Origin of the sequence: Acinetobacter higginsii (assembly GCF_000369845.1) — a bacterium.
GTDB classification, from domain to species: domain Bacteria; phylum Pseudomonadota; class Gammaproteobacteria; order Pseudomonadales; family Moraxellaceae; genus Acinetobacter; species Acinetobacter higginsii.
This window is the reverse complement of record NZ_KB850214.1, coordinates 300,073-316,035: the sequence shown is the minus strand read 5'-3', so window position 1 is coordinate 316,035 and position 15,963 is coordinate 300,073. Positions and strand designations below refer to the sequence as shown.

Genomic DNA, 15,963 nt, shown 5'->3' with positions numbered 1-15,963 from the left:
AATGCGAGCTTTTTTACGAAAGAGCAGTGCGGATTACAATCCGGCAGCATCTTTAAGAATTTCAACTTTATCGGTTTTTTCCCACGTAAATGCAGAATCAGAACCTTCACGGCCAAAGTGGCCATAAGCTGCAGTTTGCTTATACATTGGTTGGATCAGGTTCAACATACGTGTAATACCATACGGGCGTAAGTCAAAGTGTTCACGTACAAGTTGAATAATCAACTCATCTGATACTTTACCTGTATTGAAGGTATTAATAGAAATCGATGTTGGCTCTGCTACACCGATTGCATAACTCACTTGGATTTCACATTTATCTGCTAAGCCAGCAGCAACAATGTTTTTTGCCACATAACGACCCGCATAAGCAGCAGAGCGGTCTACTTTCGATGGATCTTTACCAGAGAAAGCACCACCACCATGACGTGCCATACCGCCATAAGTATCTACAATAATCTTACGACCAGTTAAACCACAGTCACCTACAGGGCCGCCAATTACAAACATACCTGTTGGGTTGATATGGAATTTCGTGCCCGCATGGAACATTTCAGCAGGGATGATCGGTTTAACGATCTCTTCAATAATCGCTTCTTTAAGCTGAATTTGAGAGATTTCAGGATCGTGTTGGGTTGATAACACAACTGCATCTAAACGAACAGGTTTGCCATTTTCATAAGCAAACGTTACTTGGCTCTTCGCATCTGGGCGCAACCAAGGTAAGGCACCTGAACGGCGTAATTCTGCTTGACGCTCCATTAAACGGTGCGCATAAGAGATTGGGGCAGGCATGAGTACATCTGTCTCACGGCTTGCATAACCAAACATTAAACCTTGGTCACCCGCACCTTGATCTTCTGGCTTTTGGCGGTCAACACCTTGTGCAATTTCAGGAGATTGTTTACCGATCATGTTGATGACGGCACAAGTCGAACCATCAAAACCTAAATCAGAATGGTGATAGCCAATTCCATTAACGGTTTGACGTACAATCGCTTCAAAGTCCACATTTGCTGTTGTTGTGATTTCACCAGCAAGAACAACCGCACCTGTTTTTACTAATGTTTCACAAGCGACACGCGCATACGGGTCTTCTTTTAGGATTGCATCTAAAATTGCATCGCTAATTTGGTCAGCCATTTTGTCTGGATGACCTTCGCTTACAGATTCTGAAGTAAAAACAGCATACTCGCGCATGAACGTCCTATCATTGGTATTTTCAAAAAGACAGAGTATGTTACATCGACTTGGCGGATAGGACTAGCACAAGCTGACTAAAAAGCATGAATTTATTTCATTTTCATTATGTTTTTATTGATATGTGTATCAGTGAAACTGATATTAATGCCTTTTTATATGAATAAATCTGTAATTTGGTCACTGAATCGTTTAGCTATTGTTTACATTCTGCTTATCACATGAACATTTACACATAGAATGACAGATGAATCAGCGAAAAATAAGAAATATCGTGTATTGCACTTTACCCACTGTCGTTTTTTTAAGACAATAGTCGCATCTTTTGAAAGATGGTTTCTCATCTTCTCTCATCTTATTTGATTTAATCGGATTCTGACTTATGACAACCCCTTTAAATGAACGTCGTATTGCAAACGCAATTCGTGTCTTGGCAATGGATGCTGTGCAACAAGCAAACTCAGGGCATCCAGGTGCACCAATGGGGATGGCAGATATCGCTGATGTTGTTTGGCGTGAATTTTTAAATCATAACCCGACGAACCCACAATGGGCGAACCGCGACCGTTTCGTATTGTCGAATGGTCATGGTTCAATGTTGCAATATGCATTGTTGCATTTGACTGGTTATGAGTTATCTATTGAAGATTTAAAACAATTCCGTCAATTACATTCTAAAACACCAGGTCACCCAGAATATGGCTATGCACCTGGTATTGAAACAACAACTGGCCCATTAGGTCAGGGCATTGCAAATGCAGTTGGTTTTGCATTAGCTGAAAAAACTTTGGCAGCTCAGTTCAACAAAGACGGTTTAAATGTTGTTGATCACTTCACTTACTGCTTCTTAGGTGATGGCTGCTTGATGGAAGGTATTTCTCACGAAGTATGTTCACTTGCAGGTACTTTGGGTCTTGGTAAACTTATTGCGTACTATGACGACAATGGCATCTCGATCGATGGTGAAGTTGAAGGTTGGTTCAGCGATGATACTGAACAACGTTTCAAGGCGTATGGTTGGCAAGTTCTTCGCGTAGACGGTCATGATGCTGCTGCAATCCGTCAAGCGACTGTAGAAGCGAAAGCTGAAACCAATAAACCAACCATTATCATCTGTAAAACGATTATTGGTCTAGGTTCGCCAAATAAACAAGGTAAAGAAGATTGTCACGGTGCGCCATTGGGTAAAGACGAGATCGTTTTAACCCGTGAAGCATTAGGCTGGAAAGAAGATTCATTTGTTATCCCTGAAGATGTTTATGCAGCTTGGGATGCAAAAGCAAAAGGTCAAACCTCTGAAGCAGCTTGGAATGAATTGTTTGCTCAATACCAAGCAAAATATCCAACTGAAGCAGCTGAATTATTACGTCGTATCAATGGTGATTTACCTGCTGAATTTGCGGCGCAAGCAGATGCATTTATTGCTGAAACTAATGCTAAAGCTGAAACCATTGCTACACGTAAAGCAAGCCAAAATACTTTACAAGCATTCGGTCCATTACTTCCTGAATTATTGGGTGGTTCTGCTGACTTGGCGGGTTCTAACTTAACACTTTGGAAAGGTTGCCAAGGCGTACAAGAAAACCCAGCGGGCAATTACGTGTATTACGGCGTTCGCGAATTCGGTATGACTGCAATTGCAAACGGCGTGGCTTTACACGGTGGCTTTGTTCCTTACGTTGCAACATTCTTGATGTTTATGGAATATGCACGTAATGCAGTACGTATGTCAGCATTAATGAAGCAACGTGTGATTCATGTTTATACACATGACTCGATCGGTTTAGGTGAAGATGGCCCTACGCATCAACCAATCGAACAAATTGCATCATTACGTGGTACACCGAACCTAAATACATGGCGTCCATGTGACACAGTTGAAGCAGCTGTTTCTTGGAAATCTGCTCTTCAACGTAAAGATGGTCCATCAGCATTAATTTTCTCTCGTCAAAACTTACCATTCCAAGCACGTAATGAAGCTCAAATTCAAAACGTTGCAAAAGGTGGTTATGTACTTGCTGAAGAGAAAGGTGAATTGAAGGCAATCATCATTGCAACAGGTTCAGAAGTTTCATTGGCAATGGAAGCATATGCACAACTTGAAGGTGTGCGTGTAGTGTCTATGCCATGTGCTGAAGAGTTTATGAAGCAAGATGCTGCGTATCGTGAAGCGGTATTGCCTGCGCATATCCGTGCACGTGTAGCGGTTGAAGCGGCTCATGTAGATTACTGGTGGAAGTTTGTTGGTTTAGACGGCAAAGTGATCGGTATGACGACTTATGGCGAATCTGCTCCAGCAAAAGACTTGTTCCAATTCTTCGGTATCACCACTGAAGCGGTTGTTGCTGCGGTTAAAGAATTGACTGCTTAATCAAATTAAGTGGTATAAAAAAGCGCTCTGATTAAGGGCGCTTTTTTTATGATAATTAAATGGAATATAAAAATGAGACGGTTTGCATTATCAAATAAAAAAGAACGGGGAATTCCACGTAAATTAAGAAATCTTCGGGGTTGGAGTGAAAGTTTTAAGGGGTATTTCCCTGATTTAGAGGGGAATGAAGAACGGTATTATAATTGGAAGATACCTGTAGCCATGAATATGGTTCAAGGAAAACATGCTCAACAAGAAATAAAGGCTGAGTGTGCTCAATATCTTATTAATGCTTGTCAGTATTTAATTGAGGCGAAGCCTGTTGGCACAAGATTTTGTAAAGTGGTATGTGTCATTGTGCAACCAGATATGTTTGCGAGTGAAATTTGTTTATATCTGGATGAAGATTATTTTAATGCCCATACCTTGTCGGCAGGGTGCTATGATTCCAAATATCTTTTAGGAGATGAAATGAGTCTGGCTCGAAGCTGGGGATTAAAAGTTCCTGAGAAAATAAAAGAGCAAGGGATACATATTCATTATATTGATCTAAAAAATGAAACAGATAATTATATAGCCGATTACTGGTACTTTATTGAAAATTAAAAGATTCAGGTGTTGTGATGAAAAAAGAATTCGAACTTCATGCTTTTGATCAAATATTAAATGATATTAAATATTGGTATTTGGAAAATTTAAATAAAAAAGAAATATTTTGGCAGTGCGCACAATATAATTTTTTATATCGCGCATTACAGGAACGTTTCAAAAATAAAAATGGTGACCAAGCATTGGGTGGCGATGATTATGCTTATCGCATACAGGTCTATTTTGAAGAGGCGATGCAAGCTCGAGTTAAATGTCATCACATGCCAAGTTGGGCGAAGTTAAAGGGAAAAATATTGGTATTTGATGTGCACTCATCAATGTTTGACAGTTTGGGTGAAAAAGAAACAGCTGGCTTTATAGATGGTTGTGACACTCCACCACCTGAATTTTGGATTCATTTCGATGGGGAAAATTTATATTCATTTATTCCAAATGAGCTCACAAATATTGTCGATCGAGCAATAGATATTTCGATGAGTGGCTCATTGGAATGGCATATGGATGTGATTGAAATTTAGTGTAAGGACCACTTACCCAATACTTAATTCACTCTGAATCGAAATATTTGACGTTAATAACTTATGAATCGGGCAACTTTCCGCTACTTTCAATAAACGTTTATGCTGATCTTCAGTAAATTCACCTTTTAAGATAATTTTACGTTCAATATTATTTTGACCTGATTCAGGTTCACCATTGGGATTTAAGGCTAAATCAACCTGAACATGATCAAGCTTAATCCCTTTGTGATTGGCATACATTTCTAAAGTAATGGTCGTACAGGCACCTAAAGCCGAAAGTAAAAGCTGAACTGGGTTGGGTGCAGTATCTTGACCACCTTTATCTGCAGGCTCATCTGCATACCATGTATGGCCAGCAAGATCTGTCAATGTAACGCGATAAGGTGTTGATGTACTGAGAGCTTGTGCTGTATGTGTCATGTTTTACCTTGTTGTTTATCGTGAAGTATCTAAATCAGAATATACCCTTTGATCATGTGAACTTGCCGATCAATTGTCCAGTATCGAATAGTCTTATGATATTGATTTTTGATAAGCGCTGTAACGCTTTTATTGTTGCACTGGTGAAACATATCGTTTTATAAAGACTAGTGAATAAAAATACATGATCTATACACTAATCACTATATCAAACAAGGATACGAAAAATGCAATTTAAAACATTAAGCCTCGGTTTAGTAGTCGCTTTAGCTAGTTCTGTAACGTTGGCTGCGCCAGTCGACTATAAAATTGACCCAACGCATACTGCGACCGTATTCAGCTGGAATCACTTTGGTTTCTCTACACCAAGTGCAAATTTCACTGACATCCAAGGTACGATTAAAGTTGATAATGCAAAACCTGCAAATTCATCTGTAGAAGTGACTATTCCTTTAAGCAGCGTAAATACCAATGTTGCTGCTTTGGATAAAGAGTTCCAAGAAGAAGCTTGGTTTAATGCTGCGAAATATCCAAACATTACCTTCAAAAGTACTAAAGTAGAAACCAAAGACAAGAAACACTTCAAAATCACAGGTGATTTAACGGTTAAAGGTGTGACTAAACCTGTTGTATTAGATGCTGTGCTGAATAAACAAGGCGAGCATCCAATGGCGAAAGTACCTGCAATTGGTTTTAATGCAACAACAAGCTTTAACCGTTCTGCATTCGGTATCGGTAACTATGTGCCTAATGTTGGTGACAAGATCACTGTGAATATTACTACTGAAGCAACTGCTGCGAAGTAATATGACGTTGAACAAAAAAGCCTAGATCATCATCTAGGCTTTTTTATATGAGTTTGATGGTATAAATGATTAAGATGCTAATATTAGCTTTAAATAAGAATACTAATAAATAAGTCTTTACCCATTAGCTATGTTTGATCTTCGATCGACGTTTGGATTGGTAAATATAGCGAATGGAATCGACCACTTCACCGACAAAAATACATTCTTCATCCAGTGGAATGATGTTGGGTTTGAATTCTGGATTCAGTGCTTGCAGATATCTTGAATTATCAGTTTCGATCACTAGACGCTTAAATGTTGCATCTTCATGCTTTCTCACCACAATCATGTCACCCGACTGCATATCACTATATTGCACGGTTGGGTCAACCAAGATGTAATCGCCCTCATGAAAGACAGGGTAATTACTGAGACCCTGAACTTTTAAATAGAAGCAGTGATCACAATCATCTGGCAATGGCAGCCATTCTTCAACTTGTGTGATATCAACCGATTCCACATTGGTAAAAACGCCAGCTTGGACCCAGGAGAGCACTGGAGCCATATTGGCTTTTACAGGGGAGATATTTGAAGTATCTTCATGACCAGATTCTTTCGGCGTGGCATGCCCTTGACCCGTTTGTAACCAATAAGCATCTACACCTAGAAAATTAGCAATCGAAGGCAAATGTGATGATGAGCTTACCAGTCCTGTTTCAAGCTGGCTGAGTGCAGATTGTGTAATGCCGACAGCAGCAACCACATCTTTTTGAGACTTCTTGGCTTTTTTTCTTGCTTCTTTGAGCCGATCTTTAAGCATTTTAATGCACCTTAAATCAATAAATTAAGAATATTAGCAAGCTAATGTGAAGTCAAATTAGTATTCTTATTGAATTAATATTAGTTTACTAATATAATTGTCTTATTCATTAGGTTAAATGCTGGAGGTGCGGCATGAACAAGGCAATCAATCCAAACATGCATATTAAGCAAAATCTTGATGCGGAAATCGAAGCATGGTTGGCTCAAGGCAACGTAATCACAAAGATCCAAAATACATATGAGCAGCGCTTGAAAGCGAGGCCGAATCATATAGCTAAATTTGTATCACCTGAAAAAACCCAAAAAGAATTAAAGAAAAGTATAAGAATCGCCAATCAGGCAACAGATGCCCAAATTCAGATGTTTAGCCAGTGGTTAGATGCGCATAAGGGACGGGCAAAAGCATTGGTGGGTATTTTGGGCTGTGCACATAGTTATATTTCCCAAATCAAAAGTGCAACTCGACCATGTACAAAAGCTCGATTTGAAGAAATTCATCAGGCCATGAATATTGTTGAAGCGAGAGAAAAGTATCACTAAACGCAACAAATACAATGATCGCTAAATCACAAAATATATAAATCAATAAGAGGTGAAGTTATGAATGCAAATGTAGCAAAGTTTGAAAAATTTGAATGGTTAATGCAGGGGCTAAGCTTGCGTTCACCAAATTTAGAGCCTTTTGTGCGTGGCACAGGCGAGAGAACATTGAGTTATGAAGATCGTTTGGGTGTGATTGCCGCCATGCAAAGTCAATTGGCAAAGTCGGTCACAGCATTGATTGTGTTCGAACATAAAAGCAAGCAAGACTATGACGATGTCCGTCAGCATTTGGCTAAAGTATTTATTGAGCAAGCCGTACAAGATAAAAAACGAGAGCCTGAACGTATTGCGATGTACCATTTGGCAGAATTGATAGCACGGATGGTATTGGATTTTGTATTAGATCCTGATTTAGAGGAAAACTATACTGCAAAAGGACGTCTGGCTTATGCTGGGATCAGCCGCCATCAAATGAGTCTTGATTGTTATAGAAAGACATGGAAATGTTATGAGATTAAACTCATAAATGTGCTTGAAAATGCAATTCAAGAAGCAGAAATTGCAATAGAAAAATATAGGAAAGATACTTATAAAATAATGAAGGCATGATATTTTATAGTTGTAATTGTCAACTATATAATTATATTTATTCTAATTTTTCTGTTAAAATATTCTTGATTAAAAGCTCATTTTTATGTGGGCTTTTAATATGTGGATAATATAAATATATCTAAAAAGAAGGAGACTATTAATGTTAAAAAAACATTCACCCATTTTGACTTTAATCGTTATTGTCTGCGGCGGAATTTTCTATTCAATGTATAGCTCGAATTCATTGTTTCCGAGGAAGCCTGTTCGATTAGATTCTAGATGCTATGGCGTCGATGTTCCTAAATCAATAAAATACAATCAGATGGAAAATTTTTGCTCATGTGTCCATGTCGGTGGACATGTAAGCAAAGAGGAAAATTACAAATATTGTGTAAACCTTTTTAATTCTAAATAGAAATGATATCAAAAGTGTATATTGATGATTGAAATTTGATTGGGGTGATTAATTTTAGTATTCATGTATTGGTTTTAAAAATTAAAGAAAGAAATGTTTACAAAGAGCCAGTGATTTAATGATTCCATTTTTGAGGAAACTAAGCTATAGTTTTATTATACTGGTCGTAATATAAAATTTTCGATCATAATTAAAAAGCTCATTTAATAGATGGGCTTTTTTATTGCCTAAAACTCGGTTTCTTATAGAGGCCGAGTTTTTTTATATCTACGGATTGTTGGTTGCTGTCTATTGATGGTGGCTTAAAGCCGAAAATAACTGAAGGTGATTAAAATGAATTGTACAAATAAAATGATGCTGGGCACTTTCTCCATTAAACACTTAGATATTCTTTCTTATGCCGAGATTGTGCCTGCGATTATGCAAACAACAGCCGATCTCACAGCGACTGCATATATTGAAGGGAACGCTCAATTAGGTTCTGTCAAAATGAAGGATGCGTGCCAAGTATCTTTATCTGCTTATTTCCAAGCACAGAGAGGTCAATTTTCTTTTAGCAGCGCAAATACAACGCATCGGTCAATTGTCATTTTAGGTGTGGATCAGCAACCTGAACATCAGGTGAAGTTAAACCAAGTTGAGCGTGGATTTGTCATTCATAGCTATTTTTTGGATGATAAATTTGTGGTGACTTTGGGCGAATATAATAGTCTGAATAACGTCACTTTTATTGAAGCTAACCCCTCAGAAAACCCAATTGTGACCTTTGAGATTACTGGCTCTCAATCGATGAAGGTCTATGTCGACTATGAACTTGTTGGAGAGTGGCATTCAACCAATTCCCTAAAGTTGCCGAAGTATTATCACATTGTTGCACAAGAAGATTTAATGCAACTGGATTTTGATCTGCGAGAGGCCTATGTCAGCTTGGATTATAAAATGCCATTAGCACTTGAAGACAATATTTATTATCACTTAACCAGTAAAGGTGAAATCTTGGGCTTACAAGTGAATGCAGGTGATTTTGTACAGTTTCATGATCAGCAAAGTTGGATAACGCATTATCCACAATAGTATGAATTTAAATTAAATAATTAAGCAATGGTGATCAGAATGAATTGAGAGTAGTCGGTTATGTGGTTTTGCTTAAAATGTCAATCGAGGCCTTAACTTTGCATAAGTTAGAGCCTTTCTATTTATGGAGGAAAAATAATGACAGAGTTTGTTTCAACGGGTGCAGGGATTGCAGCCGTAATTAAATCTTATGGAGTTTTTTTTATTGTCGTGATGGCACTCACTTTTATGTTTTTGGCTTGGATGGTTGTGATTATGACTCGGCTACCCAAGTCTAGACGAGAATGGGTAGTTTCACTCATTTCAACAGCAGTTGGCAGCATTGCAGGAGGTGCTTTTGTGATTCAGCATTTTGGCTTGCAAGAGTGGAGTCAAAACCCATATGGCGCATTTGCCTTGGGGGGGCTGTACTTCCTTTGTGGTTTGCCAGTATGGGCGATTATTCGTTGGACCTTTAATTATATTAATGCACGAGAAGATTCAACCATTTTGGATGTAGCAAAAGAGGTGAAAGACTTTAAAGACAAATTCTAAAGAAAAAACAATCCAATGCCGCCTTCGGGCGGTTTTTTATTATAAAGAGGAAAATGACATGAAAATAACACAAGACGGTTTCGATATTTTGCGCCACACATTTGGAAAATTAAGTCAGTTGCAGGCCGATGGAATCAATTTTCTGGTTTCAGTGCTTGATGAAGATGGGGCGATCACATCTGCCCAAGCCGCTTATATCTTGGCAACGGCTTGGCATGAAACGGCTAAAACCATGCAACCCGTGATTGAATATGGTTCAGAAAAGTATCTAAAGTCTAAGCAATATTATCCCTATATCGGCTATGGCTATGTGCAACTGACCTGGTTGGCAAACTATAAGCGAATGGGGGATTACTTAAAAATTGATTTAGTGAAAAATCCGAAACTGGCTCTACAAGCGGATATTGCAGCTCGTGTCATGATTGTTGGAATGAAAAAGGGCATGTTTACCGGTAAGAAATTGTCTGATTACATCTGCCAAAATAAGAAAGATTATATAGGTGCTCGGCGAATCATCAATGGAACGGATAAAGCTGAGTTGATTGCAGCGTATGCAGAGACATTTGAGGCGGTCTTGCAGGCTTCAGAAGTCACGATTTTGTCTTGTTGAAAGAATAGAAGTTCACATTGATTCGATACGAACTTCTACTTTCATGTGATTTAGTCTGTGAATTTATGCCGTGGCATTAAATGCATCCGCATAAACCACTTCACCTGTCGGGACATGTTCTGTAAATGGCAATATCTGGAAATATTCGGCAGGGACACCAGCTAATACCAGTCTTGAATCTGCTTTGAAACCGAATCGGCCGTAATACTGTGGGTCACCAAGTAGAACGCAACCAACCGCATCCAAATCTTTAAGCGCTTCGATACCAGCATGCATTAGTTTAGAACCTACTCCTTGACCTTGATATTCTGGAAGTACCGAGATCGGACCAAGTCCATACCAACCAGTTGTGCCATCAGAAATTTGCACAGGTGAAAAGGCAATATGACCGATAATTTTATTGTTACAATCCGCGACTAGGGAAAGCGTGAGCTGATTGGAATCACGTAAAGCATTCACAATAAATTGCTCGGTATGGCTTGAATGTTGTTCTGTTGCAAAAGCAGCTTTGGTTAAATCAAAAATGCTCTCAATGTCAGATGGGTTTTCATCGCGAATGTGTATATTCATCTTCATTTTCTCTTGTGTTTCCTGATCTAAAATTGCTCGAATTTGTTTGAGTAGTGGAGAATCATTTGTATATTTCTCTCCATAACTTAAGTTAAATTCATAATCAAAATCAGGTGAGTTGATTCCTTGATTGTGTTGAAGGATCGTTTCTAACTTATCTAGTGCCTTAACGATTTTTGCTTCTGGTGTTGTTGCATCTTCATATTCTTGCCAGAGTGATCGAATCAATATTTGAGGTTGATCATCTAAACATTCGGTTAATTGATAAAGATCCTGTTTTTCCTGCTGATTCTTAGTTGGAAATTGATCTTTCAGAATGGCAGGAATATCACCATGAATGGCTTCGCCAAGATCATGAATTAAACACATTTTTAGTAATTTCTCCAAATCAATGTCTTTAAATTGATCTGCAAAAACCACCGCCATTAAGCATAAACGCCAGCTGTGTTCAGCGGTACTTTCCTTACGGCCGTTCGATGTATGTGAAAAGCGAGTCACGTTTTTTAATTTTTCCGCTTCACGTAAAAATGTTAAGCGATTTTGAATTAGGTTTAGTTCCATTTTCTTTCTCAAAAATAAACCATATGTAATTTGGATAGACCCGATTGACCCAACAGTAGGATAGACATATCTAAGAGCAATCATGGGTTTATCCAAACCCTATGATTGTTGGTTAACGATTGTCTAACTGAGGACGTACAGATCTAAGCCCATGTAGATTAATTTGATAAGGCTGTCCATTACAGGATTTGATCAGTCTTTTTTTTCTTAGCTTATTAAAAACGTCGAGGTTGCAATCAGACAGCAGGAAACCTTCTCGGCTATAGCATTCTACAGCGATGGTTTGACCGGCGTCATTGCGAAGTTTTACGATTTTTCCGCCTTTAGCCAAGACGTGAAGTGTCCGTTGTTCGGACTTAGATAAGTTCATGTTGTTATCCAGATATAAGTAATCAGAAGCAAAGTTAGGCTTGAAGCCAAAAAATTCGCGAAGATAACCAATTTCAATATGTGATTGAAATGTAGTTACCAGATTACTGCTATCTCCAACATAAAACCCTCGATATGGATGCGATACGATATGTATCGCTAGAAATACTAAAGTAAGATAAATTAAAAAGCAATAATTTCGTGAAAAATAACATTTTTAACTAGAGTCAAAACTTATTTTTTCGGTCGTTTTTCTTTGAGGCGTAAATAGGCTGGTACAGATTTCTTTGCTTGCCGACGTAGCATAACTTTAATATATAAAACGATGGCAAAACATGCGGTGGCAACAGTGAGCATCAGGCTATTCATATAGCTCATAACAGAACTAACGTAACCTATGGTTGCTAAACGACGCTGCATACGCTCAACTTGAGTACTGGATTCAATTCCTGTGATTGCCCACGTGCATAAATGCTCACAGTTATTAATAATGAGGTGATAGTGATTTTCATGCATGCGTGAGCGCATACGCCGTACAACAGCTTTGGCTTTGTAGCGTGGGGATTGATAATGTCTCGTATAAATTGGCTTACCACGGGCAAAACGCTGGATAGATGTCATTTCAATCGGATGCTTTTTAAAAATATGTGCAAACCCTGAATAATGAATAACCCGTCCACGACCTGCATAGATACCATGATGGCTATAGCCAAAGTGTTTTACGATGAGGTGAGCGCCAATTGAATAGCGCGGGTGTTTTTGCTGCATGTCGATACTATGATGTTTACACTGGTATTTTAGTGAAAAAATGTGAATCAATCGAGCCTATTTGCAGCATCTAGTTCATGATTATGTGTGGTGTTTGTATCTGCTATTTTGCAGTATGCCTTGCTATGGGACAATGAGGAAAATCTAGGCTTAACTTCGTATTTATGATGAAAAAATGGTTTTTCCTATCGTTTGCATTTTTAGCGAGTTCACCTGTACATGCGATGCAGCATGAAACCTTGCAATTGAATCAACAAAAATATGATGTGATTAAAGTTGAGCATCTAAATCAGTTGCAACTATTTTTAAAGCAACCTCAGAGCAATCGTTATTATCAGAAGTTTGCAGCTATCCAAAAAGCGCTACCTGCTTGTGAGGAGCTTAATTTTGCAATGAATGCAGGAATGTATCATGCAAATTTTCAACCCGTAGGTTTGTATATTGAAAATGGCAAGGAGTTGGCTAAGCTTAATGTCGCGAAGGGCTTTGGTAATTTCTTTATGCAGCCTAATGGTGTGGTTGCTTGGAATGACCAACAGGCTGTGATTAAAAGCACTGCTGATTATACGCATGATCAATTTAAAGCAAAATTTGCAACACAGTCAGGGCCAATGTTGGTCTATCACGGGAAAATCAACAGCCAGTTTATTGCTGACTCGAATTCATTAAAAATTAGAAATGGGGTGGGTATTAAAGGGAATCAGTTGTATTTTGTGATTTCACGGCAACGCGTCAGTTTTTATCAATTTGCCCTGTTTTTTAAGCAGCAGTTGAAAATAGACAATGCATTGTATTTAGATGGCTCGATTTCCAGTGTGTATTCAGCACAAACCAAACGCCATGATAAAACTTTTAATTTAGGTCCAATCGTTGCAGAAGTGAATAGAGAGAAGTGCATGTAATGCAGATGACCCTAATCTCTTGATACAAAGAGATTAGGGGGGACTTATTTTTATTGGATCGGCGGCTTGATCATCGCAAGTAATTCTTTGCGGCTGTAGCCTCGAGAAATCAGTACTTTCTTAATGCCTTTAATGACATCTTCATCTGTTGCTTTAACTAAAGCATCCAACAGTTGTTCATTGGTTTTGCATGAACAATCATTTTCAACGCAAGAAGTTTGGTTCTTGTGTTCGTTATATTGTTCATCTGCATTGAACAGTTTTTGCCAAAAACTCATAGAGCCTTCATATACAACCTAACATAGGTCGAAATATAGCCGCTTTAAAATAAAATACAAGTCAGCTTAAGTGATAAAAGCAGCAGTTAAACTTCAATTTTTTCGATGAGTCTTTTAAAGTTTAACGAAATTATGACATTTGAATGACTTGACCTTTGAAAAATATCATTTTTTTATAAATATACTTCGAATAAAAATAAAGGGTTACTCGAACCCTTTATAAATTACTGTTACGTTGAAATAATTTGTTTAAATCTTTTCAAGCAAAACACCTGATTCCACATGATGGGTAAAAGGGAATTGATCGAACATGGCGAACTTCACAATTCGATGGGTTTGGCTAAGTGTTTTTAAATTGTCATGCAAGGTATCTGGGTTACATGAAATATAGAGAATCCGTTCAAAACCTTGTAATAGTTTGAGCGTTTCATCATCGATACCTGCACGTGGTGGATCAACAAAAACTGTGTCAAAGTCGTAGCTTTGCATGTCGATTTCAGCTTCTTGCAAGCGTCTAAATTCACGTTCACCTTGATATGCCTGAGTAAACTCTTCGGCAGATAAACGCGCCACTTGAATATTCTCAATCTGGTTTTGTTCAATGTTCCATTGCGCTGCATAGACTGAAGATTTAGCAAGTTCAGTTGCTAGAACACGCTTAAATTTCAAAGACAGTGGCAAAGTAAAGTTACCGTTACCACAATACAATTCTAAAAGGTCTTTTTCGGACTTCTGTGCAGCATCACAAGCCCACTCCAACATATGCTGACACACTTGCGCATTCGGCTGGGTAAAACTACTTTCAATTTGTTTATATTTAAAAGTACGACCGTGAACATTAAGTTGTTCAACCACATAGTCATCGCCAATAATCACTTTCTGGCCACGGCTACGGCCCATGATTTTAATATTTAGTTTTTCAGCTAAGGCTTTAGCCGCTGTTTCCCATTCAGCATCTAATTTACGGTGGTAAATCAGGGTGACCAGCATCTCGCCACTTAGGGTTGACAGAAAGTCTGCTTCAAAAACACGTTGCGATAAAATAGGAACTGCTTTTAATTCATCTAATAAACGTGGCATCAAATCATTGATGCTTTGATCTGCAATCGGAAACGCATCCACGCGGATAACTTCTTTTTGTTTTCCATCTTCAGCACGTTCAAACATGGCATAGAACAAATCATCCTCGGTATGCCAAATACGAAATTCTGCACGCATACGGAAATGCTGTTCGGGCGATTGAAACACTTCTAAAGCTGGTGGATTGAACGATGCAAACTGTGTGGTAATACGTTCAACTTTCTCTTGAAGTTGCTGTTGGTAAGATATGGTCATAAAAAAGAAAACTACAGGTGAAATCTAAACGGGAATGGTATCAAAAAAGCGTGCTAAGGTGCAGGAAATTATGACATTCACTTATTTAGATGCTGCATCTATAGAGAGTACAGATTGGATGAAATCTGCTTTAATTTGCCGATATTGGTCTTGAGATAAGCCAACACATCTTTGTTTGAGCTGATTATATTGTTGGGTCAGGCTGGGTGAGTTTCTTAATAGATCACGAAAGGTAATGAAATTGCAAAATTCTGAACCTGTCACCACGATTTGCAATGCCACATCATGTTGTTGTGATTCCAGCATACAAAGCTCATGAGTACGTAGTGTATCAAGTTTTTCTTTAAAATTAAGCTGTTGTAATTTTTCAATTGAATCTAAAAATTGATGAGCCGGTACTTCTATATAAATATCGAGATCACCTTTTGAAATTGCATTGGGAATGGCGGATGAACCAATATGTTCAACAAGCGCAAAAGGAACAAGCTGCTGGATCTTATTTTTATAATCCTCAAAAAGCTGAGCGCAGTTGGGTTGATATTCGGGAGCTGAGAAAAACTGCATCTAAATGGTCTCATTTTTATAATAGGAATAAGGTGATCTAAAAAATAATAAAAAACCCGAACCATGTAAACATGATTCGGGCTGGGATGAGGAGCGTTTGAAGCTCCGCAAGGGATTT

Annotated in this window: 19 protein-coding genes; 10 read left to right on the top strand and 9 right to left on the bottom strand. The window is 38.3% G+C overall.

Annotated features, from left to right (window positions below; all coding sequences use genetic code 11):
- Positions 1-33: 33 nt before the first annotated feature.
- Positions 34-1,200 (bottom strand): methionine adenosyltransferase, encoded by a 1,167-nt coding sequence (metK, locus tag F885_RS10895; RefSeq protein ID WP_005211901.1) that lies wholly within the window; start codon positions 1,198-1,200, stop codon positions 34-36.
- Between the two features lie 382 nt (positions 1,201-1,582).
- On the opposite strand from metK, the gene tkt reads away from it, so the two are divergent.
- The 3 genes from tkt to F885_RS10910 all read left to right on the top strand — a co-directional run bounded on the left by tkt (position 1,583) and on the right by F885_RS10910 (position 4,698).
- Complete coding sequence (gene tkt / locus F885_RS10900; protein WP_005316114.1) at positions 1,583-3,571, top strand: transketolase; 1,989 nt, start codon at positions 1,583-1,585, stop codon at positions 3,569-3,571.
- 72 nt (positions 3,572-3,643) lie between these two features.
- Entirely contained in the window at positions 3,644-4,177 is a 534-nt protein-coding gene (locus tag F885_RS10905) for a DUF3916 domain-containing protein (protein ID WP_005316111.1), read from the top strand.
- 17 nt (positions 4,178-4,194) lie between these two features.
- Positions 4,195-4,698, top strand: coding sequence for a hypothetical protein (locus F885_RS10910; protein WP_005316108.1), 504 nt, complete (start codon positions 4,195-4,197; stop codon positions 4,696-4,698).
- 12 nt (positions 4,699-4,710) lie between these two features.
- Here the strand turns inward: F885_RS10910 and F885_RS10915 are convergent, their stop codons facing one another.
- A complete protein-coding gene (locus F885_RS10915) occupies positions 4,711-5,121 on the bottom strand; it encodes an OsmC family protein (RefSeq protein ID WP_005316105.1) in 411 nt (136 codons plus the stop codon).
- Between the two features lie 227 nt (positions 5,122-5,348).
- On the opposite strand from F885_RS10915, the gene F885_RS10920 reads away from it, so the two are divergent.
- A complete protein-coding gene (locus F885_RS10920; RefSeq protein WP_005203153.1) occupies positions 5,349-5,927 on the top strand; it encodes a YceI family protein in 579 nt (192 codons plus the stop codon).
- 124 nt (positions 5,928-6,051) lie between these two features.
- Here the strand turns inward: F885_RS10920 and F885_RS10925 are convergent, their stop codons facing one another.
- Positions 6,052-6,729 (bottom strand): LexA family protein, encoded by a 678-nt coding sequence (locus tag F885_RS10925; RefSeq protein WP_005316102.1) that lies wholly within the window; start codon positions 6,727-6,729, stop codon positions 6,052-6,054.
- A 134-nt stretch (positions 6,730-6,863) separates the two neighbouring features.
- Here F885_RS10925 and F885_RS10930 point away from each other — a divergent pair, with 134 nt between their 5' ends.
- The 5 genes from F885_RS10930 to F885_RS10950 all read left to right on the top strand — a co-directional run bounded on the left by F885_RS10930 (position 6,864) and on the right by F885_RS10950 (position 10,498).
- Positions 6,864-7,271: a hypothetical protein gene (locus F885_RS10930; protein WP_005203155.1), complete on the top strand. Its 408-nt coding sequence runs from the start codon at positions 6,864-6,866 to the stop codon at positions 7,269-7,271.
- A gap of 60 nt (positions 7,272-7,331) precedes the next feature.
- Positions 7,332-7,883 carry a hypothetical protein gene (locus tag F885_RS10935; protein ID WP_005316099.1) on the top strand — a complete coding sequence of 184 codons (552 nt, stop codon included), beginning with the start codon at positions 7,332-7,334 and terminating at the stop codon, positions 7,881-7,883.
- 730 nt (positions 7,884-8,613) lie between these two features.
- On the top strand, positions 8,614-9,354 hold the full coding sequence (locus F885_RS10940) for a hypothetical protein (RefSeq protein WP_005316093.1): 741 nt from the start codon (positions 8,614-8,616) through the stop codon (positions 9,352-9,354).
- Positions 9,355-9,492: 138 nt separating this feature from the next.
- Entirely contained in the window at positions 9,493-9,888 is a 396-nt protein-coding gene (locus tag F885_RS10945) for a hypothetical protein (RefSeq protein ID WP_005316091.1), read from the top strand.
- 58 nt (positions 9,889-9,946) lie between these two features.
- Positions 9,947-10,498 (top strand): hypothetical protein, encoded by a 552-nt coding sequence (locus F885_RS10950; RefSeq protein WP_005316087.1) that lies wholly within the window; start codon positions 9,947-9,949, stop codon positions 10,496-10,498.
- Positions 10,499-10,561: 63 nt separating this feature from the next.
- Here the strand turns inward: F885_RS10950 and F885_RS20660 are convergent, their stop codons facing one another.
- The 3 genes from F885_RS20660 to F885_RS10960 form a co-directional block, all read right to left on the bottom strand.
- The gene (locus F885_RS20660; protein ID WP_081401674.1) at positions 10,562-11,629 is read right to left on the bottom strand and encodes a bifunctional HD family hydrolase/N-acetyltransferase; all 1,068 of its coding nucleotides are present in this window, start codon (positions 11,627-11,629) and stop codon (positions 10,562-10,564) included.
- 112 nt (positions 11,630-11,741) lie between these two features.
- A complete protein-coding gene (locus F885_RS10955) occupies positions 11,742-11,999 on the bottom strand; it encodes a YjhX family toxin (protein WP_004807702.1) in 258 nt (85 codons plus the stop codon).
- A 233-nt stretch (positions 12,000-12,232) separates the two neighbouring features.
- A complete protein-coding gene (locus F885_RS10960; RefSeq protein ID WP_004807701.1) occupies positions 12,233-12,766 on the bottom strand; it encodes a lecithin retinol acyltransferase family protein in 534 nt (177 codons plus the stop codon).
- 164 nt (positions 12,767-12,930) lie between these two features.
- On the opposite strand from F885_RS10960, the gene F885_RS10965 reads away from it, so the two are divergent.
- Positions 12,931-13,668, top strand: a complete 738-nt coding sequence (locus F885_RS10965; RefSeq protein WP_005316082.1) for a phosphodiester glycosidase family protein — start codon at positions 12,931-12,933, stop codon at positions 13,666-13,668.
- Positions 13,669-13,718: 50 nt separating this feature from the next.
- On the opposite strand, the gene F885_RS10970 is transcribed toward F885_RS10965, so the two are convergent.
- From F885_RS10970 to F885_RS10980, 3 genes are all read right to left on the bottom strand, one after another.
- The gene (locus F885_RS10970; RefSeq protein WP_004653128.1) at positions 13,719-13,946 is read right to left on the bottom strand and encodes a hypothetical protein; all 228 of its coding nucleotides are present in this window, start codon (positions 13,944-13,946) and stop codon (positions 13,719-13,721) included.
- 249 nt (positions 13,947-14,195) lie between these two features.
- The gene (gene trmA / locus F885_RS10975; protein ID WP_005316079.1) at positions 14,196-15,281 is read right to left on the bottom strand and encodes a tRNA (uridine(54)-C5)-methyltransferase TrmA; all 1,086 of its coding nucleotides are present in this window, start codon (positions 15,279-15,281) and stop codon (positions 14,196-14,198) included.
- Between the two features lie 81 nt (positions 15,282-15,362).
- On the bottom strand, positions 15,363-15,845 hold the full coding sequence (locus tag F885_RS10980; protein ID WP_005316076.1) for a GrpB family protein: 483 nt from the start codon (positions 15,843-15,845) through the stop codon (positions 15,363-15,365).
- Positions 15,846-15,963 lie beyond the last annotated feature (118 nt).

Bases quoted from the DNA above. Each gene is read 5' to 3' on its own strand.
- F885_RS10960 (WP_004807701.1), bottom strand. From the start codon at position 12,766: ATGCAGCAAAAACACCCGCGCTATTCAATTGGCGCTCACCTCATCGTA.
- F885_RS10950 (WP_005316087.1), top strand. From the start codon at position 9,947: ATGAAAATAACACAAGACGGTTTCGATATTTTGCGCCACACATTTGGA.
- F885_RS10935 (WP_005316099.1), top strand. From the start codon at position 7,332: ATGAATGCAAATGTAGCAAAGTTTGAAAAATTTGAATGGTTAATGCAG.
- F885_RS10940 (WP_005316093.1), top strand. From the start codon at position 8,614: ATGAATTGTACAAATAAAATGATGCTGGGCACTTTCTCCATTAAACAC.
- F885_RS10925 (WP_005316102.1), bottom strand. From the start codon at position 6,729: ATGCTTAAAGATCGGCTCAAAGAAGCAAGAAAAAAAGCCAAGAAGTCT.
- trmA (WP_005316079.1), bottom strand. From the start codon at position 15,281: ATGACCATATCTTACCAACAGCAACTTCAAGAGAAAGTTGAACGTATT.
- F885_RS10945 (WP_005316091.1), top strand. From the start codon at position 9,493: ATGACAGAGTTTGTTTCAACGGGTGCAGGGATTGCAGCCGTAATTAAA.
- tkt (WP_005316114.1), top strand. From the start codon at position 1,583: ATGACAACCCCTTTAAATGAACGTCGTATTGCAAACGCAATTCGTGTC.
- F885_RS10905 (WP_005316111.1), top strand. From the start codon at position 3,644: ATGAGACGGTTTGCATTATCAAATAAAAAAGAACGGGGAATTCCACGT.
- F885_RS20660 (WP_081401674.1), bottom strand. From the start codon at position 11,629: ATGGAACTAAACCTAATTCAAAATCGCTTAACATTTTTACGTGAAGCG.
- F885_RS10965 (WP_005316082.1), top strand. From the start codon at position 12,931: ATGATGAAAAAATGGTTTTTCCTATCGTTTGCATTTTTAGCGAGTTCA.
- F885_RS10970 (WP_004653128.1), bottom strand. From the start codon at position 13,946: ATGAGTTTTTGGCAAAAACTGTTCAATGCAGATGAACAATATAACGAA.
- metK (WP_005211901.1), bottom strand. From the start codon at position 1,200: ATGCGCGAGTATGCTGTTTTTACTTCAGAATCTGTAAGCGAAGGTCAT.
- F885_RS10980 (WP_005316076.1), bottom strand. From the start codon at position 15,845: ATGCAGTTTTTCTCAGCTCCCGAATATCAACCCAACTGCGCTCAGCTT.
- F885_RS10910 (WP_005316108.1), top strand. From the start codon at position 4,195: ATGAAAAAAGAATTCGAACTTCATGCTTTTGATCAAATATTAAATGAT.
- F885_RS10930 (WP_005203155.1), top strand. From the start codon at position 6,864: ATGAACAAGGCAATCAATCCAAACATGCATATTAAGCAAAATCTTGAT.
- F885_RS10920 (WP_005203153.1), top strand. From the start codon at position 5,349: ATGCAATTTAAAACATTAAGCCTCGGTTTAGTAGTCGCTTTAGCTAGT.
- F885_RS10915 (WP_005316105.1), bottom strand. From the start codon at position 5,121: ATGACACATACAGCACAAGCTCTCAGTACATCAACACCTTATCGCGTT.
- F885_RS10955 (WP_004807702.1), bottom strand. From the start codon at position 11,999: ATGAACTTATCTAAGTCCGAACAACGGACACTTCACGTCTTGGCTAAA.